The sequence below is a fragment of the Brevundimonas sp. genome, assembly GCF_030704825.1.
In the GTDB taxonomy this organism is placed as follows: domain Bacteria; phylum Pseudomonadota; class Alphaproteobacteria; order Caulobacterales; family Caulobacteraceae; genus Brevundimonas.
Map to the genome: position 1 here is coordinate 46951 of NZ_JAUYNX010000008.1, position 16046 is coordinate 62996.

Here is a 16046-nt window from a genome sequence, read left to right on the forward strand (position 1 = left end):
ATCCCCTGAAGGTCACGCCGTGGGAGCGAGCGCGGCCGCCAGTTCCCGCACGGCCGCGCCCGGCCCGCCGGGATGATTCCAGACGGCGGCGCTGACGGCCACGAAATCGGCTCCGGCGCGGGCGAGGCCGCCCGCCGTCGCGGCCGTGATCCCGCCGATGGCGACGCAGGGGATTTCGACCGTCTCTTGCCAGATGGTCAGGATCTCCGGATCGGGCCGGTGGGCCGTCGCCTTGGTCGCGGTCGGGAAGAAGGCGCCGAAGGCGACATAGTCGGCTCCGGCCTCGGCCGCTTCCATGGCCAGTTCGCGGCTGTCGTGGCAGGTGACGCCGATCATGGCGTCCCGGCCCATCAGGCTCCGCGCTTCGGCGACGGACGCGTCGGACTGCCCCAGATGCACGCCGTCGCAGCCCGACGGGGCCGCCAGATCAGGCCGGTCGTTGAGAATGACCGCCACGCCCCGGGCCTGCGCCACGGGCCTCAGCGCCGCGACCGTCGCCAGGACCGTCGCGTCGTCGGCGCCCTTGAGCCGGATCTGCAGCGCCGCCACGTCGCCAGCGTCGAGCGCCGCCTCCAGATCGCGGGCGAAGGCCGCCGGATCGGAAATCGTCGGTGGGGTGATCAGATACAGCCGGCAGGGGGGGCGCGGGGTGATGACGGGTTCTCTGGCCATCCGGCGGGCCTGGGGCGCCCGGCGTCCGCCGTCAACACCGGAATGATACGGAATGCGAACGACTTGCATTCGCCACGGCCGCTCTGCTATAGCGAACCATTCGCAACCAGTCGGGTCCGCCTTCGTGTACGTCTGCAACTGCAATGGCCTTCGCAAGCGTGACGTCGCCGCCGCCATCGAGGCGGGCGCGACGCGACCGCGCGACGTCTTCGCCCGCAACCAGTGCGCCGTCCAGTGCGCCCGGTGCGTTTGCGAAATGCGCGAGATGATCCAGGACAGCCGCGAAACCTTCGCCATGGCCGCCGAATAATCATCGCTCCAGTTGCGGGCGATTTTTACTCGCAATTTCAATGTCCGCGATAGGTGTTCGTAAATGAACACAAGCCCCCCCGCCGTGTTATGAGCACTGTCCGGAACGGCGACTCATCGCCGGTCGTCGGCAGGAGCTGAACCATGAAGGGCGATCCCGCGATCATCCGCACGCTCAACGCGGTGCTCACCAACGAACTGACGGCGGTGAACCAGTATTTCCTGCATGCCCGGATGTTCGAGGCCTGGGGCCTGAAGCATCTCGGCCAGATCATCTACGACGAATCGATCGGCGAGATGAAACACGCCGACATGCTGATCAAGCGGGTGCTGTTCCTCGACGGCCTGCCCAATCTGCAGGATCTGCACAAGCTCAAGATCGGCGAGAACGCCTTCGAATGCCTGGGCGCCGACCTGCAGCTGGAGCTGGGGGGACGGGATACGCTGCTGGCGGGCGTCGCCCAGTGCGAGGCGGCCCGGGACTACGTCAGCCGCGACCTGCTGATGCGCATCCTGAACGACACCGAGGAGCACATCGACTTCCTCGAGGCCCAGCACAAGCTGATCGAGCAGCTGGGCGAGCAAAACTATCTCCAGTCCGCCATGACCGAGATCGCCCCGGACAGGAGCGCGACGGGGAACTGACCGGCGGGCCCGTTCATTCCGCTCCCGCTACTGGAGGGAGCCGCAATGACCACGATCGAAGACGCCCTCGACGATGCGCGCGATGCGGCGACCGATTTCCTCAACGCCGACGGCCGCCATCCCGGCCATGTCGTCCTGGGCGTCGCCGTGACCGTCGGCTTCGCCCTGGCGGCGACGATCTTCGCCCGCGGCGCCATCCGTCCCCGCCCGCGGATGCTGGCCGACGACGACGCGCCGATCACCGAGCGGCCGCGCGGGCCGCTGAGCCTGATCCTGCCGGCCGTGTTCTCGGTCACCACCCTGTCGGCGGTCAGGGTGTGGAACGCCCCGCCGCAACGCGAGCGCACCACGGCCATGGGCCTGTGGGCCGCGGCCCAGGCGCTGAACGCCGTCTGGATCGCCATGCGCCCCGCCAGCCGCAGCCTGCAGATCGCCGCCGCCATGTCCTCGGCGGGGCTGGCCGCCGCCTTCGCCCACGAGGCGCGCAAGCTGGACGCCCGGGCCGGCAAGCTGGCCGCCCCGACCGGCGGCTCGGTGCACCTGGCCAACATAGTCCAGGACAGGGCGGAGCACCGGCCGACGGTGCACTGACAGACCCGCGCCCGAGCCCGCGCCTTGCCGGATGACGCGGCTTCCTCTAGGGACTGCGCCCGTTCTCGCGCGCGTCGGCATCCGATGCGGCGCCCTCCATCCTTCCGAGACCCCATGAAAATCAACGGCAACACCATCAAGCCCGGCATGGTCCTTGAGCACAACAAGGGCCTGTGGGTCGTGACCAAGGCCAGCCACGTCAAGCCGGGCAAGGGCGGCGCCTTCGCTAACGTCGAGGCCAAGAACCTCGAAACGGGCAACAAGCTCAACGAACGCTTCCGCTCGGAAGACAAGGTCGAGCGCGTCACGCTGGAGCAGAAGGACTTCTCGTTCCTGTACGAGCAGGGCGACGCCCTGGTGTTCATGGACGACGCCACCTACGAGCAGACCGAGCTGCAGAAGGACTGGGTCGGCGAGGACCGCGTCGCCTATCTCCAGGACGGCATGAAGGTCGTCATCGAAATGCACGAGGACCGTCCGATCGGCCTGACCCTGCCCGACCAGGTCACCCTGGAAGTCGTCGAGACCGAGCCCACGGTGAAGGGCCAGACCGCCTCGTCGTCCTACAAGCCCGCCATCGCCAACAACGGCGTCCGCATCATGATCCCGCCCTACATGGGCGTCGGCGAGCGCATCATCGTCGACACCACGACCGGCGAATACGTCCGGCGCGCTGAATAGAGGTCTTAGTGAGTAGGGCTTAGGGCTTAGTCGCCTCACTGCTAGGCCCTAAGCCCTAAGCCCTACCCCCTTGAACTTCTCCGACTGTCCGGGCGCTTCCGCCTTTTGAGGACCTTCGGACCAGGAGCTTCCCCCATGGCCCTCGCCTCAGCCCTCGTTTCCGTGATGATCGACGCGGTCCGCAAGACCGCGCGGCCCATGCTGCGCGACTTCGGCGAGGTCGCCCAGCTGCAGGTGTCCCGCAAGGGTCCGGGCGACTTCGTCACCGCCGCCGACATCAAGGCCGAGGACACCCTGTACGAACTGCTGATGAAGGCCCGCCCCGGCTACGGCTTCCTGGGCGAGGAGCGCGGCATGATGGAGGGGACCGACAAGTCCCACCTGTGGATCGTCGACCCGATCGACGGCACCACCAACTTCATGCACGCCATGCCGCATTTCGCCATCACGGTGGGCCTGCAGCGCACCGCGCCGGACGGGACGTCGGAGATCGTGGCCGGGGTGACCTACAACCCCGTCATGAACGAGCTGTTCTGGGCCGAGAAGGGCAAGGGCTGCTATCTGAACGACCAGCGCATCCGGGTCGCCGGCCGCCGCGACCTGTCGGAAAGCCTGATCGCCACCGGCCTGCCCTTCATCGGCAAGACCGGCCACGCCCAGGCCATCAAGGACATTCACGCCATCGGCCAGCGGGTCGCCGGCATCCGCCGCCTCGGCTCGGCGGCGCTGGACTTCGCCTGGGTCGCGGCGGGGCGGTACGACGCCTATTACGAGCGCAACCTCCAGCCCTGGGACGTGGCGGCGGGCATCCTGTTCGTCACCGAGGCGGGCGGGGTGGTCACCACCATCGACGGCGAAGGCCGTCCGGAGACGGGCGGGCAGATCCTGGCGACGAACTCGGAGCTGCATCCGCAGTTGCTGAAGGTGCTGCGGGGCTAATTTCTTCCTTCTCCCCTTGCGGGAGAAGGTGGCGGCCGAAGGCTGACGGATGAGGGGTCACGCCGCTCCATGCCGTGAACGAGCCGCCGATGAGCGCAGATCCGGGAGACCCCTCATCCGACCCGCTTCGCGGGCCACCTTCTCCCGCAAGGGGAGAAGGACGCGCAGCAGCGGGCGCCGTTCGAGGGCAGAGAGTCTCGTAGTCCCGCGAAAAAATGTGGGACGGCATTTCCTGCGGAACAGGCATTGCCCGCTGAGGACGGTTCGTCGGCCCCTGGGCGGTGGCGGCGACGGGTTCGACAGTGTCAAAGACCAGGCCCGGCGGGCATTTGGCTATTATGCACAGGCCCGCGTCAGAAACGGTCGCAGGGCGAATCCGGAGCGACGACGGCGCGCGTCGGAGGGTCGGGAGTAGCGGATTATTGTCCCCAAAAGGGCGGGTCGGAGGGGGCGAGAGTCTCCATCCGTCGCAGACGTTCACCGGGTCCTGACTCCCTCAAGTTACCGCGCGCTGCAGCGGTTGAGCCCGGGCGCTACTTCTTAGGCACGGCCGTCAGGTCTAGGCTGGTCCCATGCACCAACGATTCCCGCGTCCGAACCCACGGTCATGAGTCTCCGTCCGCGCCCGGACCGAAACGCCCAAGGCGAGGTCGCTAGGCTCTGCCGCGCGCTGGGTGCGAGCGTGCAGGATGTCACCGAAGATGATCACGGCTGGGATTTGTTGGTCGAGTTTCCCCCGAGAATCGACACGGCCTTCCCGGATCTCGATCCGCCCCTGACTCGCTGCCTGATCCAAGTGAAGTCCACCCAGTCCCGGCGCACTTCCACCCGCGTGAAACTCTCGAATGCATTGAAGTTCGCCAATGATACGACGCCCTGCTTCGTCGTACTTGCGACCTATCCCACTGGACCCAAGAAGCCCGAAGCACTCTATCTCCGTCACATCTGGGCAACGGACATGGCGCAGGCACTCCGGGCGGCCCGAGAGACGGCGAGTGAGGGTCGTCCCCTCCACCGGACGAACCTACCCATTATCTTCAAAGCAATGGAACGGGTGGATGAGCAGCTGGCGGAGGCAATCCTTGATGTGATCGGTCGGGAAGGATCGAACTACGCACAAAAGAAGAAAACCTTGGCCGACAGTCTCGGTTACGAGGCGGGCTGGGGGCGCGGGCAGTTGGTGTTGGCCGACGGCCATGGCGAAACCGACCTTGAGGACTTGATGCTCGGGCTTCGGTCCGATCTGCCGATTCAATCCTTTGCCACCACCGAGGTACGATTTGGGATCGACGGCCCCACCAGAAAGACTGGACCTGGCCGCTTGTCCGTGGATATCAAGCCGTCCACCCGTTGTGTTCTCACGCTCCGGCGCCGGGATACAGGGGAAGAACTTCACTGGCCGGGCGGGCTGTTCACGACTGCGATGGATTGGCTTCCGGTCACCAGCCGACGGATTAGGGTAGCCGCCGGACCGCTGGAGTTGGTCGTTTCCGGTGCGGGTGAAGTCCGCGGTGACTGGTCAGCCCCGCTCTCCGCGCCCCGATCGCTCGACGATCTGGAGCGTGACGCCGTCTTCCGCTCCTGGATGGACGGCTCGACGCTCGACCTTGAAGTCTGGACGGAGCGGGGCTCCCTGCCAGCCTCGAACATGGTCTTCAAAGGCGAGCGCCCCGACGACGATAAATGGCCAGAGGCCGTCGAAGCCATCCGCGCCCTCTCGCGGGCCGTTTCACCCGAGCGTCGCCCTGCCGACCTGAGAGTATCGATGGAAACCTTCTTCAGCGGGCTCGATAAGCACAGCCGGTTCGCTTCGCTACTGAAGCCGGATGCGATGGCGATTCGCATCGTCAACGAGACCGAGTTGATGGTCGGGATGGAACGAGCGACCCATATCCTCTTCCCATGGGTGTCCCAGGTTGGGGACTACTTCATCGTCTCCGTAATCGAGCGCGCAGTCACGTCGTCTGTTCGCCAAGAGCAATCCTGTGATTTCACAACCGTGTCCCCAAAACTTCTGCGAGGTACCGCCATCAGAGCCTCGGAGGCGACCGAATCCTTGGTGGCCAGCGAAGTACAGTGGGTCAGAGACCGCGCCGACGAGAGCGACAAGTCGATTTTAAGCTACCATCCCCAAGGCAACGGCGTCGGCACTCTGATCCTCAACACTCCGGACTAATCGCGCGGCGCTCCTCGTCAAGAAGGACGGCCCCTCACCCGATCAGCGACCGCGCCGCCGCCCGCGCCTCGTCGGTGACGACGGCCCCCGACAGCATCCGCGCGATCTCTTCCTGACGCGCCCCGTCGTCCAGCGCATCCACCGTCGTCGTGGTCATCCCGGCGGCGTCGGCCTTGCGCACCTTCCAGTGGGCGTGGCCCCGCGCCGCGACCTGGGGGCTGTGGGTCACGACCAGAACCTGGGCCCCGTTCGACAGCCGTTGCAGACGCGCGCCGACGGCGGAGGCCACGGCCCCGCCGACGCCCTGGTCGACCTCGTCGAAGATCATCACCGGCTGGCGCTGGTCCTCGCGGCCGGCCAGGGCCGCCTTCATGGCGAGGGCGAAGCGGGCCAGTTCGCCGCCCGAGGCGATGGCGTCCAGCGGGCCGAAGGCGGTCCCGGCGTTGGTGGCGATCTCGAAGCGAACGGTCTCGACGCCCAGCGGCCCGCGACGGCCCTCGGTCACCGGCTCGAAGGCGACGCGGAAGCGGGCGCGGTCCAGTTTCAGCGGTCCCAGCTCGGTCATGACCGACGCCGTCAGCCGCTCGGCGGCGGCCTCGCGCGCCGAGGTCAGCAGCATGGCGGCGACGTCATAGGCTTCGCGCGCGGCCGAGGCGGCGCGTTCGGCGACGCTGATGGCCTCGGCCCCGTCCTCGATCAGCCGCAACTGCTCGCGGAAGCGGACGCGCAGGACCGGAAGGCTGTCGACCGACGTATTCAGCTTGCGGGCGGCGGCGCGCAGGGCGAACAGCCGTTCTTCCGCCTTGTCGAGCCGGCCGGGCTCGAAGTCGAAGGCGTTGGCGGCGGCGTCGACGCAGGCGATGGCCTCTTCCGCCTCGACCATGGTGCGGTCGATGGCCTCGGCGGCGGCGGTCAGTTTCTGCAGCAGCGGGTGTTCGGGATCCGTGCCCGCCTGCCCCGCCCGCTGGCGCGCATGCTCGACCGCGCGCAGGGCCGCCGACAGTTTCTGGGACAGCTTGTCGCCGCCGAGCGACGATTTCGCGTCGGCCAGATCGGCGATGGCCTTCTCGGCCGCGCCGAGGATGGCGCGTTCGCCCGCCAGCTCGGTCTCCTCGTCGGCGCGGGGGTCCAGCGCGTCGAGTTCGGCCAGATTGTGGGTCAGTTCCTCGGCGTGGGCCGCGGCGTCGGCGGCGGCGGCTTTCAGGTCGGCGACGGCCCGCTCGGCCGTCTTCAGCCGCTCGGCCGCGCCGGCCACGCCGTCCAGCTGGGGCTGCAGGCCGCCGTAGGCGTCGAGCAGGGCGCGGTGGGTCTTCCAGTCCAGCAGGCCGACGGTCTCATGCTGGCCATGCACCTCGACCAGGGCCTGGCCGATCTCGCGCAGGGCCGTCACCCCCGCCGGCTGGTCGTTGACGAACGCCCGGCTGCGGCCGTCGGCGGCCAGGGTGCGGCGCAGGATCAGCTCCTCGCCCGGCGCCACCTCGAAACCCCGCTCGCCGATCAGGGCGATCAGGGCGGGGTCGTCGGGGGCGGTGAAGACGGCGGTGGCCGAGGCCTGTTTGGCGCCGCTGCGCACCAGGCCGGCGTCGGCGCGGGCGCCCAGGGCCAGGCCGAGGGCGTCGAGGATGATCGACTTGCCGGCCCCGGTCTCGCCGGTCAGCACGGTCAGGCCGCCGTCGACCTCGAGGTCCAAGGCATCGACCAGCACGATGTCGCGGATGGACAGGGCGGTCAGCATGAAGGGCGGCGATTCGACATTGCGGTGAGTGTAGCGCGCGTCGGCGCCGAAGGATCGCCGGTCAATCCGAGAAGCCCGCGGCCCGTCGCAGGGCCGCATTGATCCGTGATTGCCATCCGCTGCCCCCGGCCTTGAAATACTCCACGACTTCCTCGTCGATACGAAGCGTCATCTGCTTCTTCGGAGAAGACGAACGCGGACGGCCTGGCGACCGCTTGAATTGGGCCAGCACATGCTCGGGGAGGACCTCCCTGGCCGGACTCAGCCGTGCGGCGCGCTCCGCCGTCAGCTCGGGCGCGTCGTCGGGATCGACCAGATATTCAACGGGCGCCTCCGAGACGCCTTTGCTGTTCGACATGCCGTCTCTCCCGTTCGTTGGCCTTTCGCAGGCTTATCACGCGGGTCATGTCGTCCCGGACCACGAAGACCAGCACATAGAGTCTGCCGTCCAGATCCCCGTAGGCGATCCACCGCCGCTCCCGGTAATCGAACCGGTCGTCCGCTTCGATCAACGACTCCTCGAGAACGAAGTCCGCGGCGCGGCTCAGCGACACCCCGTGTTTGGCGATGTTCGCCTTGTCCTTCTCCGGATCGAAGTCGATCATTTATGTAGCTACATAAATGATCGCGGTCAACTCGATCAGCCCGGGATGATCCGGCGCAGCCAGCTCTCGCGCTCTCCGGTCGGCGCCACGTCGGGCCGCTGGCCTTCTTCGGTCAGCAGGGCGTAGGCCTCGGCGTACCAGGGGCTGCCCGGATAGTTGAAGCCGAGAACGGCGCCGTTGCGGGTCGCCTCTTCCTTCAGGCCCAGCGTCAGATTGACCTCGACCAGCCGGAACAGGGCCTCGGGCGTGTGCGAGGTGCGCTGATAGGCTTCGTTGTCGATCACGGCCTTGTAGCGGTTGATCGCCGCCAGCGGCTGGCCGGCGCGCTGGTAGTAGCGGCCGATGGCCATTTCCTTCCCCGCCAGCTGGTCGTTGACCATGTCGATCTTGACCGAGGCGTCGGTGGCGTAGGAGGTCCCGGGATAGCGCCGCTGCACGTCGCGCAGCCCATCGAGCGCCGCCTGGGCGTAGCCCTGGTCGCGGCCCACGTCGGTGATCTGTTCGAAATTGCACAGGGCCTTCATGTAGAAGGCGTAGGGCGCGCTGGGATTGCCGGGGAACAGCTGGATGAAGCGGTCCGAGGCGGCGATGGCCTCGGCGTAGTTGTTGTTCTGGTAGTAGGCGTAGATCTGCATCAGGATCGCGCGGCGCGACCACTCCGAATAGGGATGCTGGCGCTCGACCTCCTGGAAATAGTCGATGGCGTCGGCCCAGCGCTGGCTCTGCAGGCGCTGGTAGCCGGTGTTGTAGAGCGCCTCGACCGGGCGTTCCTCGTAGGCGAGACGCGGACGCTCGCCCCGACCCGAGCAGGCCGAGATCGTCAGGGCCGAAACAGCCACGGTGGCCAGGACCAGGCCGGCGCGGAATTTGGAAGCAGGCAAGGACGACCTCAACTTGAAATGCCGACGGGCGCGGACCCGTCGGCGCCCCCGAAAAACGAGACGCGATCTCTACACCAGCGAACCTGCCCACGCCAATGCGCGAAGAAGAGCGCCAAAAAGGCGCGCCGCGCCTTGTGGCCGGGCCGTCCGCTGGTATGTAGCGCGCCAGCGCCGCGGACGCATTCTCAGCCGGGCGATGACGGCGAAAGGATGACCGGACATGAAGCTGCTCTCTGGCAACTCCAACCGGACCCTGTCCCAGGCGATCGCCGCCCATCTCGACATGCCCCTGACCAAGGCCCAGGTGAAGCGGTTCGCCGACAACGAGGTGTTCGCGGTGATCGAGGAGAACGTCCGCGGCGAGGACGTCTTCGTCATCCAGTCGACCAGCTATCCGGCCAACGACAACCTGATGGAGCTGCTGATCATCACCGACGCCCTGGTGCGGGCCTCGGCCAAGCGGATCACGGCCGTCATGCCCTATTTCGGCTATGCCCGGCAGGACCGGAAGACGGGGGGACGCACCCCGATATCGGCCAAGCTGGTGGCCAATATGATCACCCGGGCCGGGGCGCACCGGGTCCTGACCATGGATCTGCACGCCGGCCAGATCCAGGGCTTCTTCGACATACCGACGGATAACCTCGTGGCCACGCCGGTGCTGGCCCAGGACATCAAGGACCACTACCGCCGCGGCGACGACCTGATGATCGTTTCGCCGGACGTCGGGGGCGTGGTGCGCGCCCGTTCCCTCGCGTCCCGACTGGACGCCGATCTGGCCATCGTCGACAAGCGCCGCGCCCGCGCCGGCGAGAGCGAGGTCATGAACATCATCGGCGACGTGGAAGGCCGACGCTGCATCCTGTTCGACGACATCGTCGATTCGGGCGGCACCCTGGTCAACGCCGCCAAGGCGCTGATGGACAAGGGCGCGACCGAGGTTTCCGCCTACATCAGCCATGGCGTGCTGTCGGGTCCGGCGGTCCAGCGGGTCACCGACGGTCCGTTGAAGGAGCTGGTCATCACCGACTCCATCGAGCAACCCCACGAAGTTTTGACCTGCGGGAAAATCCGCACGGTTTCCGTGGCCCCCCTGATCGGAGAGGCTATCCGACGGATCGCCAACGAGGAATCGGTCTCCAAACTGTTCGACTGACAGGCGCCGCGTCACCGGTCCGCCGTATTGGCGCCCACAGTTCGAGGTTGATGCACACAGGCTTTCCGAGGAGTCCCGATGCATCCGGCTTTCCCGCGCCGCCGTCTTTCCCTGGCCGCCCTCGCCGCGGCCGCCGTCCTGACGGGCTGCGCCTCCAACAACAATGTCGAGGCGGAAGCCGAGGCGGCTCGCCTGGCGGCCGCGGCCGAAGCCGCCGCGCGCCTGCCGCCGCCGATCACCCTCAACGACAGCGTGGCCCAGGCGGCGTCGGTCTATGTCGCCTTCACCCGCGACATGGCCGCGATCGAGGGCGGATTCGCCGATCCCGAAGCCGTCCAGGCCGCCTTGCGCCGCGGATCGGCCTACAATCCCGAGCAGCTGTCGCGCGGCCTGGTCGCCTACGCCTCGATCCTCGCGCTCCAGTCGCCCGAGTTCGTCGCCGGGGTTCGTCAGTACGCGGCGCACCAGGCCACGCGCGAGAAGCTGGTCGCCGACATCGTCGCCGATCCGCGCCGCGCCTCGTACCTTCCCGGCGCCGAGGCCGGGGCCGGGCTCATCATCGCCACGCTGCGCGACGACATCGACGCCCTGGGCCGGGCCGCGGACGCGGTCGAGAACGACGCCTACGCCGTGCAGGCGAGCTACGACGCGCGCCGCTCCTGGGGCGTGGCGCACGTGGCCGATCGCGAAGGCCGGCTGGCGGCCGTCAAGGCCCGATCGACCGAAGTCATGACGCCGTCCGCCGCGGACGCCGCCGGCCTGTTCGCCGCCGCCCACAGCGGAACGGGATTGCCGGTTTCCGGCGGGCCCCGCAGACCGCCCTATCCGCCCGCCGTCGAGAACGCCCTCGCCCTCGCGGCCCTGGCCGCCCTGGGCGCGGCCGGGGACAACGCCCGCGCCAACACCGACGCCCTGCAGAACGAGCCGACCGGCCAGCGCTGCCTGAACATGTCGAAGCTCAACCTGTTTCAGTGTCTGGCCGCCTCGCGGCCCAGCTATGAGGACATGTTCTGCGTCGGACGGCACATTGTGCGCGACCTGGCGACCTGCACGCGCGGCGCCGCCATGCCGGCCGCGGTGGTGACGGTGTCAGACCTCGTCCCGGTCGGTCCGCCCATCGCCGCCGCCCCGCCGCCCATCGTCATCTCGCCGGCCCCGCCCCCGCCCGCCCAAGCGCCGGCGCCGGCCGCCCGGCCCGGGATCGACGTCTCCCCGACCGTGAGACTGAACACGGGCGCGCCCGGACCGGACTGAGCGGATCCGCGGTCCGGACGCCCGCTTCCCCGGCCGGGATTAACACTCGGCGAACCTCTTTGGTCGCGATATAAGGCACTGTCAGTCATTCTGCGCCCGGCGACGGGGCGCCGGAGGATCGCGTGGGGGTCGGTATGATCGAAGTTCAACTCCGTCGGGGCCTCGTGTTCGCCGCCCTCGCCGCGGCGGCCGTGCTGGCCGGGTGCGCCACGCCCGAGCCGGAACCGGCTCCCGCGCCTCCGCCCCCGCCGCCGCCGCCGCCCGCGGTCAATCTAAACGCGGGCGTGGCCGAAGCGGCCTCCATCTATGTCACCTTCATGCGCGAGGTCGGCACCATCCAGGCCGGCTTCACCAGCGCGGAGTCGATCCAGGCCGCCATCCGCAAGGGCGCCGCCTACGAACCGGCCCAGCTGTCCCGGGGCATGATCGCCTATGGCTCGATCCTGGCGCTTCAGTCGCCCGAGTTCGTCCAGGGCGTTCGCACCTATGCCGTCGATCCGGCGATTCGCCAGCAGATCGTGGCGCGCATCGTGGCCGATCCGGCCTATGCCGCCACCCTGCCGGGCGCCGACGCGGCGGCCGGCCTGATCATCGACACCATCGGCCGCGACTCGGCGGCCATGATGGTCATCGCCGAGGCCGTCGAAGGCGACGCCTACACCATCCAGGAGCGCAACGACCCCCGGCGGCGCTGGGCCACCACCCATATCGCCGATCGCGCCACGCGGCTGGAGGGCGCCAAGGCCCTGTCGGCCGTTCAGATGCTGCCGTCCGCCGATGAATCCGCCCGGCTGTTCGCCGCGGCCAACTCGGGCACGGGCCTGTCGCTGGCCCCGGCGCAGGCGGGACCGCCCTATACGCCGGCCGTGGTCCGGTCGCTGGCCCTGGCCGCCCTGGCGGCCCTCGGCGCGGGGGGCGAGGACGCCCGCGCCAATACCGAGGCCCTGACCGTCGACCAGAACAGCGAGTTCTGCCTCAACATGTCCAAGCTGATGCTGTTCCAGTGCCTGGCGGCCTCGCGGCCCAGCTACGAGGACATGTTCTGCGTCGGACGTCACGTGGCCCGCGATCTGGCCACCTGCACGGCCCAGAACATCACGCCCGTTCCGCTCGAGATTCCGGCGACGGCCGTGGCGGGCGGCGCGCCCGAGCCCGCGCCGGTCCAGAGCCCGGTCGCCGCCGAGGCGGCGGCCGTTTCGGCCTCGGCGACCGCGACCCTCAACAGCGGCCGCTGAGCCCCGGCGTCCTTCCGGCGCCGGTCGACGCTTCTGGCGGTTGCGTCGACGCCGGTTGGCGTGTAATGACCCGCGCTCTTGAATTCAGGGTCCGGAGACCCCGCCGCGAGGGCTGACTGGTCAGCGCGGCGTTTGTGTTGTTGAGGCGAGGCGATGGCCGAGATCATTCTGAACGTGGACGTCCGTGATGGCGTCGGCACCGGCGGCGCCCGCGCCGCGCGCCGCGCGGGCATGGTCCCGGGCGTGCTGTACGGCGGCGACAAGGCCCCCGTGGCCATTTCGGTGAACGAGCGCGACTTCCGCAAGTCGCTCTACACCGGCAAGCTGCTGGGCCACCTGGTGACCCTGAAGTACGGCAAGGAATCGCAGCCGGTCATCGCGCGCGATGTCCAGTTCGACCCGGTCACCGACCGTCCGCTGCACTTCGACCTCATGCGGGTCGACGAGAAGCAGACGATCAAGATCGACGTCCCGGTCCACTTCATCAACCAGGACCAGTGCGAAGCCTTCCGTCAGGGCGGCTCGCTGGAAATCGTCCGTCACTCGGTCGAGGTGAAGGTCCGCGCCGATCACATCCCGGAAGACCTGATCGTCGACCTGGCCGGCCACAAGATGGGCGACACCATCCGCTGGACCGACCTGAAGGGCACCAAGGACGTCGAGCCGACCATCACCGACCGTGACTTCGTGATCGCCTCGATCAAGACGTCTTCGGCCGCCATCTCGGCCGCCGCCGACGAGGCCCACGACGCCGAGGTCGCCGCCGAGGCCGCCGAGGTCGAGGCCACCGAACAGGCCGCCGCCGCCGAAGAGGGCGAAGCCGCCACGGAAGCTGCCGACGAGGGCTGATCGCCTCTCGACAAACTGCTACTGGAACGGCCCCATCCGGAGACGGACGGGGCCGTTTCCTTATCCGGACACCTCACGCCATGATCATCATCGCCGGCCTGGGCAATCCGGGCCCCAGATACCAGGGCAACCGCCACAACATCGGCTTCATGGCCGCCGACGCGATCGCGCGGCGCTGGTCCTTCGGTCCCGAGCGGGCCAAATTCCAGTCGGTGATCCGCGAGGGCGAGGTCGCCACCGCCGCCGGCCCCGTGCGCGTCCTGCTGATGAAGCCCCAGACCTTCATGAACGAGAGCGGCCGGGCCGTGGCCGAGGCGGCGCGCTTCTACAAGGTCCAGCCCGGCGCGGTCATCGTCTTCCATGACGAGATCGACCTGGCCCCCGGCCGCTTCCGCATGAAGACCGGCGGCGGGGCGGCGGGCCAGAACGGCGTGCGCAGTCTGATCAGCCAGCTGGGGGCCGACTTCCGCCGCGCCCGCATGGGCGTCGGCCACCCCGGCGCGCCGGAGCTGGTGCACGGGCACGTGCTGAGCGATTTCCACAAGGCCGACCAGACCTGGCTGGAGCCCATGCTGGACGCCGTCGCCGACGCCCTGCCCTTCGCCCTCGCCGGCGACGACGACCGCTACCAGGCCGAGGTTCTGCGCCTCGCCCCCGCCCCCAAATTCAGCCCCCGCCAGGCGGCGCAGAACGCCGCCCGGGGCGAGGACTAGTCCTCGTATTCGATGGTGTAGGTCAGCACCTGGCTGCCTCCGGCGGGAATGCGAAGCCGCCACGCGGGATGGCCGCCGTCGGTAATGACGCCGCGAACGCTGGAACGGACGATGCGAAAGCCGCGGTAGGTCCCCTCCGCCGGCAGAATCTCGATCTCGACCGGCCGGGGCTTGTCGTTGCGGACCGTGACGGCGAGCGAGGCGCGCCTCCGCTCGTATCCCTCCATCCGGGCGATCCGCTCGTCGTCGATGGTTTCCTGCTCGACCGTGAGGTCCATGGCCTCGCCGAACTGGAGCTCGACGGCCAGGCCGACGCCGCGATCCTCGAACCGGGCCTCGCCGGTGAACAGGGCGAGACCCGCCTGGGTCTCCCTCAGACTGACGCCGCCGCCGGGCAGCGGCAGGCCCAGACCCCCCGCTTCCTCGTTCTTCAGCGTGAGGAGCAGCCGCGGGACGGGCGGTTCGTCGTCCTCGTCGACCGCCACCGTCGCGGTATAGATGCGGGTGAAGCGGACATCGGGCTGGTCGAGGAACTGGACCTGCTTGGTCTGGCGCGCATTGACGTCGGTCGGCTCGGGCAATGTGTAGATCTTGTAGTCGCCCAGTTCGCCCAGGCGGACGACACGGGAGCCGGTGACGACGATCTCGTCCATGTCGGTCTCTTCCGAAACCTGCATGACGGGCGAAGCTGCCGCCATGTAGCCTCTCACCCGCGACCCGGTCACCACGAAATCCTGCTCCTCCGGGCCTCCCGTCGTCGTATCCATCGGCCAGCAGTTGCGCGCCCGCGCCACCTCGGCCGCCTCCACCGGCACGGTGTCCTCGTCCCGGTTCAGATTGCCCGCCACGACCTGCACCGGGGCGTCGGTGAAGCCCGTGCCGCCGAAATTGGCCAGGGTGATCCAGCCGGTCAGGGCCAGCGATTGGCCGTCGGGGTTCAGGCGCGCCACATAATCCGCCGACCACTGCAGCCCCGTGGCCAGATAGGCCAGGGTCACCGTATGGCGGCCCGCCGTCTCCGCCCGGGTGCGGATCGACAGCACCGGCTGGTCGCTGAGGCCCTCGGGCACGCGGTCGAACAGGATGCGGTCGGTCAGGCCCGAGCAGTTCAGCGCCTCCAGCCGCCCGTCGATCTCCAGCACCGTCCCCATCGGCCCCGAGCGGATGACGGCCGCCTTCTCCACCTGCTCGCCCGTGGCCGGATTGGTCCGCACCACGCGCACCCTCTCGCCCACCGACCGTTGCAGCAGCGAGCCGGGACTGAGCAGGTCGAAATCGGTGTTGCGCTCGATCACCTGCGCCGGAAGCCCGTCCAGGGTCGCGGTCTGGGGCACGATGCCGGTGGCCACGCCACGCAGCCGGATCACCGCCTCGCCTGCGGGCAGGTCGATGGTCCGCGTCTCGACGATCAGGGCGAGGCCTTCCTGATCCAGCCGCTCCCACGGCTGGTTCGACCGCTCCAGCAGCTCCGCCGTGTCGACGGGCCGGTCGCGATAGATGACCACGGCGGTCCGCTCGGCGCGCGGGGACACGACCTCGACCTGGGCCCAGGCCGGGCCGGCCAGCGCGGCCAGGGCCGCGGCGATCAGCAGGCGCCGCACGGCG

At 68.7% G+C, this 16046-nt stretch carries 17 protein-coding genes; 11 read left to right on the forward strand and 6 right to left on the reverse strand.

From position 1 onward, the window contains the following. Positions 1 to 12 precede the first annotated feature (12 nt). Complete coding sequence (thiE, locus tag Q8Q71_RS03195; protein WP_305758195.1) at positions 13 to 672, reverse strand: thiamine phosphate synthase; 660 nt, start codon at positions 670 to 672, stop codon at positions 13 to 15. A 124-nt stretch (positions 673 to 796) separates the two neighbouring features. Between thiE and Q8Q71_RS03200 the strand changes: the two genes are divergently transcribed. The 6 genes from Q8Q71_RS03200 to Q8Q71_RS03225 all read left to right on the forward strand — a co-directional run bounded on the left by Q8Q71_RS03200 (position 797) and on the right by Q8Q71_RS03225 (position 6013). Further along, positions 797 to 982, forward strand: a complete 186-nt coding sequence (locus Q8Q71_RS03200) for a bacterioferritin-associated ferredoxin (RefSeq protein ID WP_055831534.1) — start codon at positions 797 to 799, stop codon at positions 980 to 982. Between the two features lie 143 nt (positions 983 to 1125). Further along, positions 1126 to 1626, forward strand: coding sequence for a bacterioferritin (gene bfr / locus Q8Q71_RS03205; protein ID WP_305758196.1), 501 nt, complete (start codon positions 1126 to 1128; stop codon positions 1624 to 1626). Positions 1627 to 1671: 45 nt separating this feature from the next. Then, positions 1672 to 2217, forward strand: a complete 546-nt coding sequence (locus tag Q8Q71_RS03210; protein ID WP_305758197.1) for a tryptophan-rich sensory protein — start codon at positions 1672 to 1674, stop codon at positions 2215 to 2217. 114 nt (positions 2218 to 2331) lie between these two features. Beyond that, positions 2332 to 2898: an elongation factor P gene (efp, locus tag Q8Q71_RS03215; protein WP_305758198.1), complete on the forward strand. Its 567-nt coding sequence runs from the start codon at positions 2332 to 2334 to the stop codon at positions 2896 to 2898. A 135-nt stretch (positions 2899 to 3033) separates the two neighbouring features. Continuing rightward, positions 3034 to 3837 (forward strand): inositol monophosphatase family protein, encoded by an 804-nt coding sequence (locus tag Q8Q71_RS03220; protein WP_305758199.1) that lies wholly within the window; start codon positions 3034 to 3036, stop codon positions 3835 to 3837. 682 nt (positions 3838 to 4519) lie between these two features. After that, positions 4520 to 6013 carry a hypothetical protein gene (locus tag Q8Q71_RS03225; protein WP_305758200.1) on the forward strand — a complete coding sequence of 498 codons (1494 nt, stop codon included), beginning with the start codon at positions 4520 to 4522 and terminating at the stop codon, positions 6011 to 6013. A gap of 34 nt (positions 6014 to 6047) precedes the next feature. Here the strand turns inward: Q8Q71_RS03225 and recN are convergent, their stop codons facing one another. The 4 genes from recN to Q8Q71_RS03245 all read right to left on the reverse strand — a co-directional run bounded on the left by recN (position 6048) and on the right by Q8Q71_RS03245 (position 9234). After that, positions 6048 to 7748 (reverse strand): DNA repair protein RecN, encoded by a 1701-nt coding sequence (recN, locus tag Q8Q71_RS03230; protein ID WP_305758201.1) that lies wholly within the window; start codon positions 7746 to 7748, stop codon positions 6048 to 6050. A 61-nt stretch (positions 7749 to 7809) separates the two neighbouring features. Next, positions 7810 to 8106, reverse strand: coding sequence for a BrnA antitoxin family protein (locus tag Q8Q71_RS03235; protein WP_305758202.1), 297 nt, complete (start codon positions 8104 to 8106; stop codon positions 7810 to 7812). Beyond that, a complete protein-coding gene (locus Q8Q71_RS03240; RefSeq protein ID WP_305758203.1) occupies positions 8069 to 8353 on the reverse strand; it encodes a BrnT family toxin in 285 nt (94 codons plus the stop codon). The genes Q8Q71_RS03235 and Q8Q71_RS03240 overlap by 38 nt, the downstream gene beginning before the upstream one ends. A 35-nt stretch (positions 8354 to 8388) precedes the next feature. Beyond that, a complete protein-coding gene (locus Q8Q71_RS03245) occupies positions 8389 to 9234 on the reverse strand; it encodes an outer membrane protein assembly factor BamD (RefSeq protein ID WP_305758204.1) in 846 nt (281 codons plus the stop codon). A gap of 220 nt (positions 9235 to 9454) precedes the next feature. Between Q8Q71_RS03245 and Q8Q71_RS03250 the strand changes: the two genes are divergently transcribed. From Q8Q71_RS03250 to pth, 5 genes are all read left to right on the forward strand, one after another. After that, entirely contained in the window at positions 9455 to 10390 is a 936-nt protein-coding gene (locus Q8Q71_RS03250; protein WP_305758205.1) for a ribose-phosphate pyrophosphokinase, read from the forward strand. A 78-nt stretch (positions 10391 to 10468) separates the two neighbouring features. Next, on the forward strand, positions 10469 to 11644 hold the full coding sequence (locus Q8Q71_RS03255) for a hypothetical protein (RefSeq protein ID WP_305758206.1): 1176 nt from the start codon (positions 10469 to 10471) through the stop codon (positions 11642 to 11644). Between the two features lie 134 nt (positions 11645 to 11778). Then, positions 11779 to 12879, forward strand: coding sequence for a hypothetical protein (locus Q8Q71_RS03260; RefSeq protein WP_305758207.1), 1101 nt, complete (start codon positions 11779 to 11781; stop codon positions 12877 to 12879). A gap of 153 nt (positions 12880 to 13032) precedes the next feature. Continuing rightward, positions 13033 to 13728, forward strand: coding sequence for a 50S ribosomal protein L25/general stress protein Ctc (locus Q8Q71_RS03265; RefSeq protein WP_305758208.1), 696 nt, complete (start codon positions 13033 to 13035; stop codon positions 13726 to 13728). Positions 13729 to 13808: 80 nt separating this feature from the next. Further along, on the forward strand, positions 13809 to 14441 hold the full coding sequence (gene pth, locus Q8Q71_RS03270; RefSeq protein WP_305758209.1) for an aminoacyl-tRNA hydrolase: 633 nt from the start codon (positions 13809 to 13811) through the stop codon (positions 14439 to 14441). Here the strand turns inward: pth and Q8Q71_RS03275 are convergent. Beyond that, positions 14438 to 16042 (reverse strand): DUF4139 domain-containing protein, encoded by a 1605-nt coding sequence (locus tag Q8Q71_RS03275; protein ID WP_305758210.1) that lies wholly within the window; start codon positions 16040 to 16042, stop codon positions 14438 to 14440. The two genes, pth and Q8Q71_RS03275, sit on opposite strands and share 4 nt — an antisense overlap. Positions 16043 to 16046 lie beyond the last annotated feature (4 nt).

Excerpts from the sequence above, each read along its gene's own strand:
- Q8Q71_RS03265 (WP_305758208.1), top strand. The coding sequence starts at position 13,033 with ATGGCCGAGATCATTCTGAACGTGGACGTCCGTGATGGCGTCGGCACC.
- Q8Q71_RS03235 (WP_305758202.1), bottom strand. The coding sequence starts at position 8,106 with ATGTCGAACAGCAAAGGCGTCTCGGAGGCGCCCGTTGAATATCTGGTC.
- bfr (WP_305758196.1), top strand. The coding sequence starts at position 1,126 with ATGAAGGGCGATCCCGCGATCATCCGCACGCTCAACGCGGTGCTCACC.
- Q8Q71_RS03220 (WP_305758199.1), top strand. The coding sequence starts at position 3,034 with ATGGCCCTCGCCTCAGCCCTCGTTTCCGTGATGATCGACGCGGTCCGC.
- pth (WP_305758209.1), top strand. The coding sequence starts at position 13,809 with ATGATCATCATCGCCGGCCTGGGCAATCCGGGCCCCAGATACCAGGGC.
- Q8Q71_RS03255 (WP_305758206.1), top strand. The coding sequence starts at position 10,469 with ATGCATCCGGCTTTCCCGCGCCGCCGTCTTTCCCTGGCCGCCCTCGCC.
- recN (WP_305758201.1), bottom strand. The coding sequence starts at position 7,748 with ATGCTGACCGCCCTGTCCATCCGCGACATCGTGCTGGTCGATGCCTTG.
- Q8Q71_RS03210 (WP_305758197.1), top strand. The coding sequence starts at position 1,672 with ATGACCACGATCGAAGACGCCCTCGACGATGCGCGCGATGCGGCGACC.
- thiE (WP_305758195.1), bottom strand. The coding sequence starts at position 672 with ATGGCCAGAGAACCCGTCATCACCCCGCGCCCCCCCTGCCGGCTGTAT.
- Q8Q71_RS03240 (WP_305758203.1), bottom strand. The coding sequence starts at position 8,353 with ATGATCGACTTCGATCCGGAGAAGGACAAGGCGAACATCGCCAAACAC.
- efp (WP_305758198.1), top strand. The coding sequence starts at position 2,332 with ATGAAAATCAACGGCAACACCATCAAGCCCGGCATGGTCCTTGAGCAC.
- Q8Q71_RS03260 (WP_305758207.1), top strand. The coding sequence starts at position 11,779 with ATGATCGAAGTTCAACTCCGTCGGGGCCTCGTGTTCGCCGCCCTCGCC.
- Q8Q71_RS03250 (WP_305758205.1), top strand. The coding sequence starts at position 9,455 with ATGAAGCTGCTCTCTGGCAACTCCAACCGGACCCTGTCCCAGGCGATC.